Genomic DNA, 14,900 nt, shown 5'->3' with positions numbered 1-14,900 from the left:
CGGCCTGCACGCCGGACGGGAGGCGCGGTGCCAGCTGACACCGGGCCTCCCGTCCGGTGTGCGGTCGCCGACCGCTACTCGGTGAGCTTGATGAGCAGGGGCAGGAAGAGCCCGGCGAGCCAGGAGAGGACGAGCACGGAGGCGCCGATCGCCAGGAGCCGCCGGCGACGACGCTGCCTGGGGCTCTCGGCGACGCCCCAGACGCCGGCACGGACCAGCAGGCGGTTCGCCTCGCCGACCAGGCGGCGGACCTCCGGGTCCTCCATGTCGAGGTGCCCGTTCTCGGCGTGCTCCGCGATCGCGGTGGCCTCGTCGACCGTCAGCGCGGTGTCGCCCGTCGCGCGGTCCCTGCGTCGCATGCGCCCACGGTAGCCCGCGGGTGGCCCGAGGGCCACCGGTGGCGGCGGGCGGCGGGCGGTGCGCGGCGCGCTCCCGCGGCGCGCTCCCGCGGCGCGCTCAGGCTGCGCACAACAGGAACCCGCTCGAACCGCGGACTCCCGTGGTTCGAGTCGGTTCCTGTTGTGCGGCGGCAGGGCGCGCCAGTGGCGGGGCGCGCCAGTGGCGGGGCGCGTCGGTGGCGGGCTGCCACCGGCGGGGCCTGGGTGGGCAGCGAGGGACGGGAGGCGCATGGCCGTCCGGCACCGCGCCTCCCGTCCGACGGATCACTCGGGGAGCGGCTCGGCGTAGGTGCGGAACTCGCCGCGCTCCGTGTGGATCGCCCACAGGCGCTCGGCGATCGAGGCACCCGAGTGGTCCTCCTGGCCGTCGTCGATGCCGAACGGGATGATCAGCTGGCCGACGTGCACCTGCTCGTCCCGGACGGCGTCGTGGAGTAGCTGCGCGTACGCGGTCTCCCCGGCGAAGGCGACGGACGTCCCGGTCACGCGGGCACCCGGCCGGACCGCGCTGCCGCCGTTGACGAACAGGATCGTGCCGTGCCCGAGCGACCGCATGCCCGGCAGGACCTGGCGGACGGCGTTGACCGAGCCGTAGACGGAGAACTCGATCGGGCCGACGAGGTCCTCCGCGGTCGTCTCGAGGACCGGCCGCATGTACTCCTTCGCCGGCAGCGGGCTGTACTGCAGGACCTCGATCGGGCCGAGCTGCTCGGTTGCCTGCTCGAGCGCGTGCCGGAGCGAGTCACCGTCCCGGACGTTCGCGGCGAACCCGGCGGCCTGGTGGCCCTGCTCACGGAGCGACGCCGCGAGTTCGTCGAGCCGCGCCTGGTTGCGGGAGATCAGGGCGACGGCGAAGCCCTCGCGGGCGAAGCGTTCCGCGACGGCGAGCCCGAGGCCCTTGCCGGCGCCGACGATGGCGATGGTGGTCATGTGTCCTCCAAGGACAGTGGGGTGGTCCTCCCACTGAACCAGGCCACCTGGTCCGGTCACCCGGGCAGGTCGAGGCCCGCGGGCGCGCCGGTGGCAGCCGGATGGTCACGGCAGCGGCCGGGAGATCGGATCGAGTCGGCATCCCTCCCCCTCGACCGCGAGGCGGCACCTCGGCGGCAGCGCCGAGATGAACTCGATCTCGAAGACCCCGGCACCCTCGATGGTCGCGGTCTCGATGTCCAGGAGGAACTCGACCTCGGCCCAGCCCGGGTTCCCCGGACCCGCCGGTGCTGGCAGCACACGCGCCGAGAAACCCGCGACCCAGGCCCGGTGCAGGACGCCCGGGAGGCTCCGCGATCGGACACGACGCGGCAGGACGACACGCATCCACATCCGGAGCACCTCCACCTGCACGGTCCGCCGCGAGCCACGACGTCCCTGGATCGAACCTCGGTCGCCCTCCGGGCGTCGATCAGCGTCGCGCATCCCGGATGGGGACCGTGGACTCCACCGGCGAGCGCGGCTCCTGCGTGCACGCCGAGGTCTCCACCCGCAGCGTGGCAGGCATGTCCCGTCCCACCGCTCCCCACCGGATCACCCGGGAGAGCGCTCGTGCGGCGCTCTGGTTCTGGCCGTCCGTCTGGGCAGGCGTCGCCGTCGTCGTCACCCTGCTGCTGCTCGTCGTGCGTCCGGGCCCGTCCGGGTGGCGCTGGCCGGGCGGGCAGGAATCCGCCGGTGTCCTGCTCCAGGTGGTCGCATCGAGCGTGATGGCCGCGACGACGGTCACGTTCTCGCTGACGGTCGTCGCGCTGCAGTTGTCGTCGCAGCAGTTCTCCCCGCGGCTGCTCCGCGAGTTCGCTCGTGACCGGGTCACGCAGGCCGTGCTCGGGATCCTGCTCGCCACCTTCGTGTCCGCCCTCACCTGCGTGCTCGGGATCGGCGGCACCCGGCTCCCGGTGTTCGCCCTCGCGCTGGTCTTCGTCCTGGGGATCGCGTCCGCCGGCGCGCTCATCGCGTTCGTCGGGCACATCGTCCGGTCGCTCCGGATCGACTCGCTCATGCGGGCGGTCCACGGTGAGACGGCGGCGATGATCTCGGCAACGTACCCGCCGAGGACCGACGGGAGGCCCGGGGCCGGCTCCGACGGACTCCCGGACGACCGGCGGGACCCGAGCCGATCCCTGCCGGACCGCGTGCCGGAACTCGACCTGCGGGCGCGTCGCACCGGGTTCGTCCGACGCATCGACACGGAAGCGCTGACACGCGCCGCCCGGCGGGATGACGTCGTGGTGCAACTCCGGGTCATGCCCGGGGACCACGTCACCCTCGGCGCACCGATCGCACGGATGTGGTTCCGGAGCCGCCCAGCCGACCCGTCGGACGTCGTCGAGCGGGCCCTTGAGATCGGGTACGAGCGGACGATGGAGCAGGACATCGCGTACGGGTTCCGCCAGCTCACGGACATCGGTGTGAAGGCGGTGTCCCCGGCGATCAACGACCCGGTCACCGCCGTGCACGCGATCGGCTACTGCGCGGACCTGCTCGTGCGGCTGGAAGGTGTCGTCGTCCGCGACCGCCGGATGCAGGACGGAACCGGTGTGCTGCGGCTCGTCGTCCCGGACCGGGACCGGCGGTACTGGCTCGACCTGGTCTGCGGTCCGCTCCGCCGCTACGGTTCCGCCGAGCCGATCGTCCTGGGTGCACTGCTGCGGATGCTCCGGGACTGTGCGGCCTCCACCCAGGACCCGCTCGACGGCGAGGAGTTGCTCCGGCAGGCCGACCTGGTGCTCGAACAGGCGTCGACCACGCTCGCGGCGGTCGACCTCGAGGAGCTCGCCGATCGGCACCGGCGGGTCGGTGCTGCGGTCCGGGGCGACCTCGACGCAGCGTACGACGACCGGGCCGGCGAGACGAGGTCGGTCTGATCCCGTGGCTGCTCGGAGCCGCCAGCACCCAGCGGTTCCGCACCTCCGCGGGGTGCAATCGAGGGACATCGCCCGGGAGGCTCACCATGGGAAGAACCCGTCGCACCGTCTCGGCCGCGAGCGTCGCGAGCGTCGCGCTCGTCGCCCTTGCGCTGACCGCCTGCACGAGCGCGGACCGGAGCGACCCGTCGGGCGCACCCCGGGCCTCCGCCCCGGCCGACCTGGCGACCGGGCAGGTCGCACCGGACGGTGCCACGACCGACGTGGTGACCGGACTGGAGGCCCCCTGGTCCGTCGTCCGTACCGGTGACGGTGCCGACGCCCTCATCAGCCTGCGCGACTCGGCCGAGGTGCTCGAGTTGTCGGCCGACGGCGGCACCCGCACGGTGGGCACCGTGGCCGGCGTGCGACACGGTGGCGAGGGCGGGCTGCTCGGACTCGCGCTGCACGACGACGACCTGTTCGTGTACTCGACGGCTGCGGACGGCAACCGCATCGAGCGCTACGACCTGCGGGGCTCGACCGGCTCGTACACGCTCGGCGACGCGACGACCCTGATCGACGACCTGCCCGCGAACACCTTCCACGACGGCGGCCGGATCGCGTTCGGCCCGGACGGCATGCTCTACGCCAGCGTCGGCGACGCGGGGGCGAGCGAGGACGCCCAGGACCGGGACTCCCTCGCCGGCAAGATCCTCCGGCTCACCCCGGACGGCGACGTGCCCGCGGACAACCCGTTCCCGGACTCCCCCGTGTGGAGCCTCGGACACCGGAACGTGCAGGGCCTGGGGTGGAGCGCGGACGGGACGATGTTCGCCTCCGAGTTCGGGCAGGACGCCCACGACGAGCTCAACGTCATCGAACCCGGCAGCGACTACGGCTGGCCCGAGGTCGAGGGCACCGGCGGCGAGGACCAGGGGTTCGTCGACCCCGTGCAGCAATGGGCCACCGACGACGCGAGCCCGAGCGGCCTGACCGTCGTCGGTGACACCGTCTTCATCGCCAACCTGCAGGGCCGGATGCTCCGCGGGATCCCGGTCGACGACCCGAGCAGTGCGCAGGAGTACTTCGCCGGTGAGTACGGCCGCATCCGGACGGTCCTGGCAGGGCCCGACGACACGCTGTGGTTCGTCACGAACAACACCGACGGACGCGGCGACCCCCACGAGGACGACGACCGGATCGTGCAGGTCCCGCTGACCACGGGCACGTGAGGCACCCGACCGGGGTGCGCTCCGTCAGGGGACGAGCCGCTCCGCGCGGTAGCGGTCGAACAGCCGGGTGAACGAGTCGAGCGTCCGGTGGTGCTCGGTGAATCCGGCGAGTCGGCTCTTCGACATGTCGGTCATCACCTCGATGTCCCGCCCGAGGTCGGCGTCGGTGTGCCACCAGGACGCCAGCCGCTCCAGGTCCTGCTCGACCAGACCGTGCTCGGCGACGATCTCGGCCCAGACGGGGGCGGCGTCGACCATCTGCTCCTCGAAGGGGCGGGGTGCGGTGTCGAAGCCCTCGGCCTCGACGCCCAGGTGCGCAGCGATCCGCGGCCACATCCAGCGCCAGCGGAAGACGTCGCCGTTCGCGGTGTTGAACGCCTCGTCCGACCCGGCCGGGTCCGTCGCCGCCCACACCATCTGCGCGGCGAGCAGGTCGGCGTCGGTGACGTCGGTCAGGCCGTTCCACTGCGTCTCGCTGCCGGGGAAGACCATCGGGCGGCCGGTGTGGCGGCTGATCGCAGCGGCGACGGCGATGGTGAGCCCCATGTTCATCGCGTTCCCGACCGCGTACCCGAGCACGGTGTGCGAGCGGTGCACCGACCAGGTGAAACCCTGGCGCGCGGCGGCGGCGAAGAGCTCGTCCTCCTGCGCGTAGTAGAAGTTGTCGACCTCCAGGCGTGGCTCGTCCTCGTGGAACGGGGTGTCCGGCATCGCGCCCTGCCCGTACGCCTCGAACGGGCCGAGGTAGTGCTTCAGGCCGGTCATCAGCGCCACGTGCTGCACGGGTGCGTCGGCGAGCGCCGCGAGCAGGTCGCGGACCATGCCCCCGTTGACGGCGATGTTCTCGACTTCGGTCGCCTGCCGTGACCACGCCGTGAAGAACACGTGGGTGGCCGGGACGTCCGCCAGGGTCGAGTTCAGCGACTCCGCGGAACGCAGGTCGGCGGAGCGCCAGGTGACGCCCGGCCGTTCGGCTCCCGGGCGGCGGGACAGTGCGGTGACGGTCCAGCCGTCGGCGACGAGGTGGTCGACGATCGCCGATCCGGCGATGCCGGTGGCGCCGACGACGAGGGCGTGCGGGGTCGCGGTCATGCGGGTCCTTCCGGTGGAGGGCGGTGAACCGGAGACAACACCTGTCGGCTGTGTGCATTCCGTCCCGCGGGTGGTCCTCGGACGGGAGGCGCGGCGGACAGGGGTACGGACGTCACCTCCCTCGTGGGTCGCCTCCGCCTACCGTCGTCGACGTGTCAGCACAGACCCCGCACCCGTCCGGGACCACCGGCATGACGACCGGTCGCACCCTCCTTTTCGCCGTCGGGGGTGGTGCTGCGGTCGGGAACCTCTACTGGGCGCAGCCGCTGCTCGACGCGATCGCGGCGGACCTGCACGCTTCGTCGTCGCTGGCCGGGCTGCTCGTCACCGTGACGCAGGTCGGGTACGCGCTCGGGATCCTCCTGGTCGTCCCCCTCGGCGACGTCCTGGACCGCCGGCGTCTCGTCCCCGGGGTGCTCGTCGCGTCGGCGGTCGCGCTGCTGCTCGCCTCGGTCGCGCCCTCGTTCGGCGTCCTGCTCGGCGCCCTCGGCCTCGTCGGGCTGACGACCGTCGCCGGGCAGCTCCTCACGCCGCTCGCTGGCGACCTGGCAGACCCGGCCGCCCGCGGTCGGGTGGTCGGCACGGTCGCGTCCGGGATGCTGACCGGCATCCTGGTGTCGCGGACGGTCAGCGGGCTGGTGGCGCAGGTGGCCGGCTGGCGCGCGATCTACGTGGTCGCCGCCGTCGCAGCCCTCGTGCTCGCGGTCCTGCTGCGCCGGGCGATCCCGCACCTCGAGCGGCGCGACCGGGTGCCGTACCCACGGCTCATCGGTTCGGTGTTCCGTGCCGTCGCCCACCACCGATCGGTGCAGGTGACCCTGGTGCTCGGCGCATCAGCGTTCGCGGTGTTCACCATGTTCTGGACGGCGCTGACGTTCCTGCTCAGCGCTGCACCGTTCGGGTACTCGCCGGCTGCGATCGGACTGGTCGGTCTCGCGGGGCTCGCCGGGGCCGTCGCCGCCCAGCGCGTCGGCCGGCTGCACGACCGCGGGCTGTCGGTGCCGGTGACCGGGGCGGCGCTCGCCCTCGGGCTCGTGTCGCTGGTCGTCGCCGGGCTCGGTGCGCGGTCGATCGTGGTCGTCCTCGTCGCGGTGGTCCTGCTCGACGTCGGGGTGCAGGCCACGAACGTGCTCAACCAGACCCGGCTGTTCGCGATCGACCCGGCCGCACGGAGTCGGCTCAACACGGCGTTCGTGACCGGGAACTTCATCGGCGGTGCGGTCGGCTCCGCGCTGGCCTCGGTCCTCTGGGGCCTCGGCGGCTGGACGGCGGTCTCGATCGGCGGCGCTGTCCTGTTCGGGTTCGCGCTCACGGTGTGGGTGGTCCACCGCCGCGGGGCGCTCGCGCTGCCGGGCGGTGGTGGCGGTGCGGCGGGAGCCGGAAGGCCCTGACCACGACCGTAACGGAACATCTGTCACAAGGCACGCCCGGACCACTTCCGGTGGCTCACCTCGGGCCCGTCGGCTCCAATCGGAGGACGCTCGCCGCCCAGGCGACGACGGATGGGTCGTGCGTCGCGACGAGCACCGCAGCTCCGGCCGATGCGAAGTCGGCGAGCGCCTCCAGCACCATCCGCGCGTTGTCGTCGTCGAGTGCGCTCGTCGGTTCGTCGGCCAGGATGACGTCGGGCTGCTTCACGAGGAGTCGAGCGAGGGCGACGCGCTGCTGCTCGCCGCCGCTGAGGTCGTGTGCCCGGTCGCTCCCACGCCCCGCGAGTCCCACCCGCTCCAGGGCCTCGGCTACGGACGTCCGGAGTCCGGTCCGTGCACGACCCGGACGGCCGATCCGGATGTTGGCGTCGACCGTCATGTCGGGGACGAGGCCGAAGTCCTGGAAGAGGTAGCCGAGGTGGTCGCGCCGGAGTCGTCTGGCTCGACCGGGGCTCCTGCCCGCGTTGGTCCCGTCGATGCGGACCGTTCCGGAGTCCAGCGAGTCGATGAGCCCGATGCAGTCGAGGAGGGTCGACTTGCCGGAGCCGCTCGGCCCGGTGAGCGCGAGCACCTCCCCGCACGCCACACCGAACGACAGGTCCCGCCAGAGCAGCCGTCCGCCACGGTGCTTCGCGGCGCGGTCGACCTCGAGCATCACGAACCACTCCCCCGGGACCGGACGACCGCCCGCGTCGAGACGGCGACCACGGCGACGGCGACCACCGTGAGCACGACGAGCGCTGCGACTGCGGAGACTCCGCTCACGCCAGCGGCACGCGCAGCGGGATCGAGCGCCGAGACGGCTCCTGACCCGTCAGGTCGCGTCTGCCACCAGCGATGCACGACGGCGATCCCGCCGGCTGACAGCAGGAGACCCTCGACCAGCAGGAGGTCCCCGTTCACGCGAGCCGGTGATCGACCGGCGGCGATGCCGGCGAAGAGCCGACGGCCGTGACGTCGGTGATGTGCGGCGGTACTGATCACGGCGAGGACGACGGCGACGGTGAGACCGCTGATCACCGCGAGGCCCCCGATGCCGACGGCGGTCGCGGCCTGCCGTTGGCGTTCAGCCACCGCCTGCCCCACGGAGACGACCGCGCTGAACTCGTCGCCGAGACCAGCGGCCTCTATCGCGCGGTCGGCGACGGCCTCGGAGGTGAAGACGACGTCGCCGGTGGACAGCCAGGCACCGAGTTGGTCCGGCGTGAAGACACCGGAGGCATCGGGGACGACGACCACCACGGCGTCGGTCGACCAGGAGGCCGCCGAGGAGTCACCTGCGTACGTGTACGCCCCGGCCGATCGGAGGGCCCCGCCGCCGATGTGCCGTCGTTGCTCGTCGGGCGCCCCGCGGAGTTCCCAGCCCACCAGCGCGCGGATCACCGCCCTTCGGTCGAGGTCCGACCCCGGCGGGGTCCAGACGGTGATGCGGTCGTCCGTCACGGTGATGCGGTCACCGTTCTCGGCGCGGAGGTCCTGATGACGCAGGTACTCGGCGTCGACGAACAGTGCCGGCACCGAACCCGGACCGGTTCCCGTGCCCACCTCGACCGCAGCGGTGAGCAGGGCATCGTGCCGGTCCAGGGCGCCGCCGACGAAGTCGCCGATCCGGTCCCAGTAGCCCTGCGTCTCGGATCCGGGCCGCGGGTCCGGGGTCACCCAGAGCTGGACGGCGTCCCCGGCTGCCTGCAGCTCGCGGTCGCCGGAGTCCGACCTGGCCGCGACGACGGCAGCCGTCACGTCGAACACCGCGGCGACCAGCAGCAAGACCGCTGGCAGTCGAGCGGCATGTGCCACCAGGACGAGCGCGCCCGGAAGCCGAGCTCCCCGCAGGGTGGCCGCGATGGGCCGGCGAACGGCGATGAGCGTGCCGACGACGTGGGCTGCCACGACCGGGACGAGCAGCGCTGTGGTGAACACCGCGGCCGACATCGCGAACGTCTCCCACGACGCGAGCCCGTTGTGGAACCAGAGGAGGAGTCCCACGACCGGTACGCCGACCAGCACGACGGTCAGGGTCGCTCGGACCTCGGACAGCTCGGCGCACACGATCGCGCCTGTGCTGCGGCCGTGCAGTCGGCGCACCGCGCTCCGTCGCGGTGCGCCGATCGTGCCGACGAAGCAGAGCGCCACGCAGCCGAGCACGAGGGTGCCGGTGAGCTGGGACGTGCCCTGGACGCCGCCCGTCACGCCGATGCGATCCAGGACCGGCACCGTCTCCGAGCTGGTCGTGAAACCAGCACCCCGGAGTGCTGCGGCGGTCGCACGCTCGGCTCCGTCGTCACCGATGACCTCGTACGAGCCGGTGGGGTCGTAGCGGTCGAGTGCTGCCATCGGTCGCACCGCCGTGCGCACCGTCCGGGAGAAGTCGGCGTAGCCGTCACGCGACCAACCGGCCCCGTCGGTCCCCGGAGCAGCGGTCACCAGAGCGGTGCGCCGGGTGGTCGGTGCCGACCGGTCGGCGACGGTCCGGACGATCGTGGCGTGGTGTCGTCGAGCGACGTCTTCGAGGGAGGCGGCGATCCGGCTGTTCGACGTCGTCCCGCGCTCGGCTGCGGCCGTCACGACGGCGGAGACACCGACCACGCCGGATTCACTGAGGCGGGTCGCGCCGAGGAAGGCGAGGACGACGGCGAGCAGAGGTGGGATGACGTAGGCGAGGCGCACGGAGCGCATCCGCATGGGTCTCCTTCCGGCGGCACCGATGGGCAGAGCGGCGAGCGGGGCGTCCGCAGGAGAACGCCCCGCTGTCCGGTCAGCAGTTGTGGTAGTACGCCTTGTTGCCGCTCCGGGCCTTCGGTGCCGTGGCGAGCGCGTACCTGCCGCCCGCGACTCCGGTGACACGCTTCGACTTCACCCCGACGGCGGTGGCTCCGTGACACCGGCGTTCGCGGAAGAAGTTCGACCATGCATCGTCCTTCCCGACTCCCCATTGCCAGAAACTGCCCCCACCACCGTCGTCCTTGCGCGCCGTGCTGCCGCGGGTCTCACCACTCGAGCCGGGCCCGTCGCTCGTCATCAGGACGCCACCCGCCTCAGGGCCATGCCCGAGCATCTCGGTCGGCGTCGCCGACGCGAGGGATGCTGGTCCGACGACGAGCGCGGACGCCAGCGCGAGACCGACCATCAGGACTGGTTTCTTGTGCACCATGTGTGTTCCTCTTCCTGCCCCCGATCGAGGCAGGCCGAGGCTGGCAGGTGGACCGCGCCGATGCCAAGTACTTCGTATTCCAGATGGGCGGAGGTGACGTCACCCGACGATCGGCCCGGCGACCTCGACCTCGCCGCGCTCCACGAGCCACCGCACGGCGTCCAGCACGGTCTCCTCCGCCGTGTACCGGGGTGCGTACCCGAGCAGCCGCCGGGCCTTGTCGATGCTGAACACGTGGCTGCGTGAGAGGTGCTCCCAGCTGGCGTCGGCGTGCTCCGCAGCGGTGGCGGCGCGGAACCGGTCCCACGTGACGGACTCGAGCCGGGCCTCCTGGCCGAACCAGGACGCGGCGAGCGCGGCGTACCCGCGGGCGGTGAGTGCGGTGGGGGCGACGACGGAGAAGTCCTCGCCTGACGCCACATCGCGGTGTTCGACGGCGAGCGCGAAGGCCTGGGCGACGTCGTCGGCGTGAACGTGGGCCATCGTCTCGGCGCCGAGGCCGGGCACGAGCAGGGGTTCCCCGGCGGACAGTGTGCGCCAGACCGACGGGTCGAGGTTGCCGACCGGGCCGATCGGCGCCCAGCCGGGGCCGCTGATGTGGCCGGGGTGCAGCGACGTCGTCAGGACACCGCCACGAGTGGTTTCCTCCTTGAGCATCCGGGCGATCGCGTCCTTCTGGATGCCGTACTCGCCCTGCGCCGGGGTGGCGTTCTCCTCGGTGACGGGCAGCACGGCGCTGGGTCCGGCGCGCCAGATCGAGCCGCAGTGGATCAGGTGCGCGTCGGTTCCGCGGAGCGCCGCGACGAGGGCGGTGGCGGACTCGAGGGTGAAGCAGACGAGGTCGATGACGACGTCGGGGCGCAGCGCGACGATGCGGTCGCCGAAGACGCCGTCGCGGTCCTCCTGCTCGCGGTCGGCGGTGACCTGCTCGACCTGCTGCCACTCCGGGGCGTCGACGTAGGCCGAGCGGGAGCCGCGGCTGATGGTGACGACGTCGTGGCCGGCACGCACCAGACGCGGGACGAGGAAGGTGCCGATGTGGCCGGTGGCCCCGATGACGACGACGCGCTGTCTGCTCATGGACGTCACCGTACGCGCGGCCGTCCGCTCGCCACGCGCAGCGGACGATGCCGACGTCCGCCCGGTGGTCAGGGGCTACCGTCGATCCCATGCAGCGACGCACACTGGGCCGTACCGGCCGTGAGACCTCCGTGATCGGACTCGGCACCTGGCAGTTCGGCGGCGACTGGGGTCCGGTCGCCGCGGAGGACGCCTTCGCGGTGATGGACGCCTCCGCCGAGGCCGGCACCACCCTGTTCGACACCGCCGACGTGTACGGCGACGGCCGGAGCGAGCAGCTCATCGGCCGCTGGACCGCCGCGCACCCCGATGCCGGGGTCACGGTCGCCACGAAGATGGGTCGCCGCGTCGACCAGGTCCCGTCGAACTACGTCGCCGCGAACTTCCGGCAGTGGGTCGACCGGTCGCGCGAGAACCTCGGCCAGGACACGCTCGACCTCGTCCAGCTGCACTGCCCGCCGACCGCGGTGTTCGAGGACGACGCCGTGTACGACGCCCTGGACGCGCTGGTGTCCGACGGCTCGATCGCCGCGTACGGCGTCTCCGTCGAGACCGCCGACCAGGCCCTCACCGCGATCGCCCGTCCCGGGGTCGCGAGCGTCCAGGTCATCCTCAACGCGTTCCGGCTGAAGCCGCTCGACCGCGTGCTGCCCGCCGCCCGGGAGGCCGGGGTCGCGATCCTGGCACGGGTCCCGCTGGCCTCGGGGCTGCTCACCGGCAAGTACACGACCGAGACGACGTTCGCCCCGGAGGACCACCGCACGTACAACCGTGACGGTCAGGCCTTCGACCAGGGCGAGACCTTCAGCGGCGTCCCGTTCGAGGACGGCGTCCGTGCCGCGCAGGAGTTCGCCGCGGCTCTGCCCGAGGGCGTCTCGGTCCCGCAGGCCGCACTGGCCTGGGTCGTCGCGCAGGAGGGGGTCACCGCCGCGATCCCGGGTGCGCGCAACGCCGAGCAGGCACGGTCGAACGCCGCGGCCGGGTCCCTCGACCTGCCCGGGGACCTCGACGCGACCGTCCACGACCTGTACGACCGGTGGTTCCGTGCCACGGTCCACGAGCGCTGGTGATCGCGACCACGGACGGACGGGAGGCCCGGCTCACCAGGTGAGTCGGGCCTCCCGTCTGTGAGGTGGTCGGCTCAGCCGGCCTTGACCACGGCGCGTGATCCGGCGATGACGGCGACGTCCTCGGCGACGGCGACCACCTTGTCGGGCAGCACCGTGCCGACGGCCTTGCGGGCACCCCAGGCGACGTAGGAGCCGACGAGGGCCCCGATCGCGCCGAGGATCGCGCCCTCGATGCGCAGGTCCGACTTACCGGACTTCGTCGTGGTGCCGAGCGCGAGCCCGGCGAACGCGCCCGCGCCGATGCGGCCGAGGAGCGCCGGGAAGGCGATCCGGTTCGGGGTCTTCGGCAACTTGTCACCGATGATCTCGCCCGCGGCACCGGCGACGAGACCGGCGCGACCGATCGACGAGTCGAAGGTCTTCCAGTCCTGCCAGTCACCGCGCAGGTTCTTGTCGCCCTGGTGCAGGCCGAGGACGGCGAGCGGCGTGGCGGAACGGCCTCCGCTGAGGATCCCGAGCAGCAGTGCACGCGTCAGGGTGCTGGTGGTCCGGCTCTTCTTCGACATGTGTTTCGTCTCCTTCGTGTCGCCGTCGACGCTACTCAGGCCGGCTGTCCCCGAGGCTCAGCCCTTGACCGCACCCGCGGACATGCCGGAGACCAGGTTGCGCTGGATGATCATGAAGAACACCACGACCGGCAGCGAGAACAGCACGGAGGCAGCCATCTGTCCGGTGAAGTCGGTGCCGGCGGTCTGCGTCGTGAAGGACGCCAGCCAGACCGGCAGCGTGTAGTGCGCCTGGTCCTGCATGAACGTGTACGCGACGATGTAGTCGTTCCACGCGGCGATGAACGCGAAGACGCTCGTCGCGATCATGCCGGGCATCACGAGCGGGAACAGCACCTTCGTCAGCACCTGCCAGGTGCTCGCGCCGTCGATGCGGGCAGCTTCCTCGATCTCCATCGGGATGGCCAGGAAGAACCCGCGCATCACCCAGATCGAGAACGGCAGCACCGCGGCGACGTAGGCCAGGATCAGCCCGGCGTAGCTGCCGGTGAGTCCGGTCTGGTTGAAGATGAGGAACTGCGGGATGAGCAGTGCGGTGCCGGGCAGCATCTGGACCAGCAGGATCACCACGAGGATCGTCCGGCGTCCGCGGAACCGGAACCGGGACAGTGCCGCCGACGCCAGGATCCCGAGCACCAGCGACAGGACGACCGCCCCGACCACGACGATGCTCGAGTTCTTCAGGTAGACGAGGAAGTCGGCGCGGGTGAACGCGGTGACGAAGTTCTCGACCGTCGGGTGTGCGGGGGCGAACAGCGGGGTGCTCGTCAGCGCTTCCGACCGCGGCTTGAAGGCGGTGTTCACCATCCAGTAGACGGGGAAGATCCACACCACGCAGAAGACCACGGCGATGGTGCTGCTGATCCACCTGACCGGACGACGTCGACGGCGGATGCGCTTGGTGGCCGCGATGCCCTTCGGGGTCGGGACGGCTGCGGGGACGTCGGCCTCGACGGGGATGCCCGTCGGCAGTGCGGTGGTCACAGCTCTTCTCCCGATCGGACGAGGTTCCGGATGTAGAGGGCGCTGAGGACCATGAGGATCAGCGCGGCGATCACGGCGACCGCGGACCCGGTGCCGATGTCGTGCCCGACGAAGGCGGTGATGTAGGTGAAGACGCCGAGGGTCGAGGTGGCACCGTCCGGTCCGCCCTGGGACACGAGCCAGATCTGGTTGAAGACGTTGAAGTCCCAGATGATCGAGAGCATCGTCACCAGCAGCAGCGTCGGCCGGAGGTACTCGATGGTGACGACGCGGTAGACCGTCCACTCCGAGCCGCCGTCGAGTCGGACGGCCTCCTTCACCTCGAGCGGGATCTGGGTCTCGGCCGCGTACAGGGTCAGTGCGATGAAGGGCACCGCCTGCCAGACGACGAGCATCCAGATCGACGTGTACGCCAGACCGGCGCTGTTGCCCCAGTCGGTGTTCGTCATGTCGCCGAAGACGTGCAGCTGCGTGAGCACCCAGTTGACGACGCCGTAGCCCGGCTGGAACAACCAGTTCCACACGAGCGAGGACGCCACGTTCGGCATGCCCCACGCGCAGATGAGGACGATCGTCACGGCGTAGCGGAGGACCACCCCGAGCCGGGTCATCAGGTGGGAGACACCGGCGCCGATGAGGATGCTGCCGAGCACCATCGCCGCGGTGAACAGGATCGTGCGCACCAGGGAAGCCCAGAACGCCGGGTCGGTGAGGATCTGCACGTACTGCGCCAGGCCGACCGCGTCGTAGGCACCGGTGTAGAGCGAGCGCTGGTCGTAGTCGGTGAACGACGTGAAGACCAGGAAGACGATGGGGGCGATCGTCACGAAGACGAGCACCAGGCCCGCCGGCGTGAGGAGCCACAGCGGGGCGAACGAGCGGGTGGCGCGACGGCGGGGTGACCCACCAGGCCGGTCGTCGCGCGAGCGGGTCGGACGGTCGGTGCGCTCCTGGCTCGGGCGGGTGGCGGAGACGGTCACGTCTGGCCTTTCCGTGAGGGGCGGACGGTGCGGGTGCCGCGGCGTGTGCCGGGGTGCCCGCACCGTCCTGCGTCGGTCGA

At 71.9% G+C, this 14,900-nt stretch carries 15 protein-coding genes; 4 read left to right on the top strand and 11 right to left on the bottom strand.

Annotated elements, in window-relative coordinates:
- Nucleotides 1–74: 74 nt before the first annotated feature.
- The 3 genes from DEJ33_RS01220 to DEJ33_RS01210 all read right to left on the bottom strand — a co-directional run bounded on the left by DEJ33_RS01220 (nt 75) and on the right by DEJ33_RS01210 (nt 1,814).
- Entirely contained in the window at nt 75–359 is a 285-nt protein-coding gene (locus tag DEJ33_RS01220; RefSeq protein ID WP_110902797.1) for a hypothetical protein, read from the bottom strand.
- Nucleotides 360–662: 303 nt separating this feature from the next.
- Nucleotides 663–1,328 (bottom strand): SDR family oxidoreductase, encoded by a 666-nt coding sequence (locus tag DEJ33_RS01215; protein WP_111194130.1) that lies wholly within the window; start codon nt 1,326–1,328, stop codon nt 663–665.
- A gap of 105 nt (nt 1,329–1,433) precedes the next feature.
- Complete coding sequence (locus DEJ33_RS01210) at nt 1,434–1,814, bottom strand: hypothetical protein (RefSeq protein ID WP_111078345.1); 381 nt, start codon at nt 1,812–1,814, stop codon at nt 1,434–1,436.
- Between the two features lie 80 nt (nt 1,815–1,894).
- On the opposite strand from DEJ33_RS01210, the gene DEJ33_RS01205 reads away from it, so the two are divergent.
- Together DEJ33_RS01205 and DEJ33_RS01200 are read left to right on the top strand one after the other, a co-directional pair.
- Complete coding sequence (locus DEJ33_RS01205; RefSeq protein WP_181437239.1) at nt 1,895–3,253, top strand: DUF2254 domain-containing protein; 1,359 nt, start codon at nt 1,895–1,897, stop codon at nt 3,251–3,253.
- An 86-nt stretch (nt 3,254–3,339) separates the two neighbouring features.
- Nucleotides 3,340–4,467, top strand: coding sequence for a sorbosone dehydrogenase family protein (locus tag DEJ33_RS01200; RefSeq protein ID WP_111194128.1), 1,128 nt, complete (start codon nt 3,340–3,342; stop codon nt 4,465–4,467).
- Between the two features lie 24 nt (nt 4,468–4,491).
- Here the strand turns inward: DEJ33_RS01200 and DEJ33_RS01195 are convergent, their stop codons facing one another.
- Complete coding sequence (locus DEJ33_RS01195) at nt 4,492–5,559, bottom strand: SDR family oxidoreductase (RefSeq protein WP_111194127.1); 1,068 nt, start codon at nt 5,557–5,559, stop codon at nt 4,492–4,494.
- Between the two features lie 152 nt (nt 5,560–5,711).
- On the opposite strand from DEJ33_RS01195, the gene DEJ33_RS01190 reads away from it, so the two are divergent.
- Nucleotides 5,712–6,950 carry an MFS transporter gene (locus tag DEJ33_RS01190; RefSeq protein ID WP_258378057.1) on the top strand — a complete coding sequence of 413 codons (1,239 nt, stop codon included), beginning with the start codon at nt 5,712–5,714 and terminating at the stop codon, nt 6,948–6,950.
- Between the two features lie 55 nt (nt 6,951–7,005).
- Here the strand turns inward: DEJ33_RS01190 and DEJ33_RS01185 are convergent, their stop codons facing one another.
- From DEJ33_RS01185 to DEJ33_RS01170, 4 genes are all read right to left on the bottom strand, one after another.
- Nucleotides 7,006–7,644, bottom strand: a complete 639-nt coding sequence (locus DEJ33_RS01185) for an ABC transporter ATP-binding protein (RefSeq protein WP_111194215.1) — start codon at nt 7,642–7,644, stop codon at nt 7,006–7,008.
- Entirely contained in the window at nt 7,644–9,671 is a 2,028-nt protein-coding gene (locus DEJ33_RS17050) for a hypothetical protein (protein WP_181437238.1), read from the bottom strand. The genes DEJ33_RS01185 and DEJ33_RS17050 overlap by 1 nt, the downstream gene beginning before the upstream one ends.
- A gap of 73 nt (nt 9,672–9,744) precedes the next feature.
- Nucleotides 9,745–10,140: a lactococcin 972 family bacteriocin gene (locus tag DEJ33_RS01175; protein WP_111194126.1), complete on the bottom strand. Its 396-nt coding sequence runs from the start codon at nt 10,138–10,140 to the stop codon at nt 9,745–9,747.
- Between the two features lie 99 nt (nt 10,141–10,239).
- A complete protein-coding gene (locus tag DEJ33_RS01170) occupies nt 10,240–11,220 on the bottom strand; it encodes an NAD(P)-dependent oxidoreductase (RefSeq protein ID WP_111194125.1) in 981 nt (326 codons plus the stop codon).
- A gap of 89 nt (nt 11,221–11,309) precedes the next feature.
- Here DEJ33_RS01170 and DEJ33_RS01165 point away from each other — a divergent pair, with 89 nt between their 5' ends.
- Complete coding sequence (locus tag DEJ33_RS01165) at nt 11,310–12,290, top strand: aldo/keto reductase (protein ID WP_111194124.1); 981 nt, start codon at nt 11,310–11,312, stop codon at nt 12,288–12,290.
- A gap of 71 nt (nt 12,291–12,361) precedes the next feature.
- Here DEJ33_RS01165 and DEJ33_RS01160 read toward each other — a convergent pair whose 3' ends face one another.
- Genes DEJ33_RS01160 through DEJ33_RS01150 form a run of 3 tightly spaced genes read right to left on the bottom strand, consistent with a single transcriptional unit; the run spans nt 12,362 to nt 14,820 of the window.
- On the bottom strand, nt 12,362–12,856 hold the full coding sequence (locus tag DEJ33_RS01160) for a DUF4126 family protein (protein ID WP_111043576.1): 495 nt from the start codon (nt 12,854–12,856) through the stop codon (nt 12,362–12,364).
- Nucleotides 12,857–12,913: 57 nt separating this feature from the next.
- Nucleotides 12,914–13,840: a carbohydrate ABC transporter permease gene (locus tag DEJ33_RS01155; RefSeq protein ID WP_220034428.1), complete on the bottom strand. Its 927-nt coding sequence runs from the start codon at nt 13,838–13,840 to the stop codon at nt 12,914–12,916.
- The gene (locus DEJ33_RS01150; RefSeq protein ID WP_111078337.1) at nt 13,837–14,820 is read right to left on the bottom strand and encodes a carbohydrate ABC transporter permease; all 984 of its coding nucleotides are present in this window, start codon (nt 14,818–14,820) and stop codon (nt 13,837–13,839) included. The genes DEJ33_RS01155 and DEJ33_RS01150 overlap by 4 nt, the downstream gene beginning before the upstream one ends.
- Nucleotides 14,821–14,900 lie beyond the last annotated feature (80 nt).

The sequence above is a fragment of the Curtobacterium sp. MCPF17_047 genome, assembly GCF_003234045.1.
Taxonomy (GTDB): Bacteria; Actinomycetota; Actinomycetes; order Actinomycetales; family Microbacteriaceae; genus Curtobacterium.
This window is presented reverse-complemented; position numbering and strand designations above follow the sequence as displayed.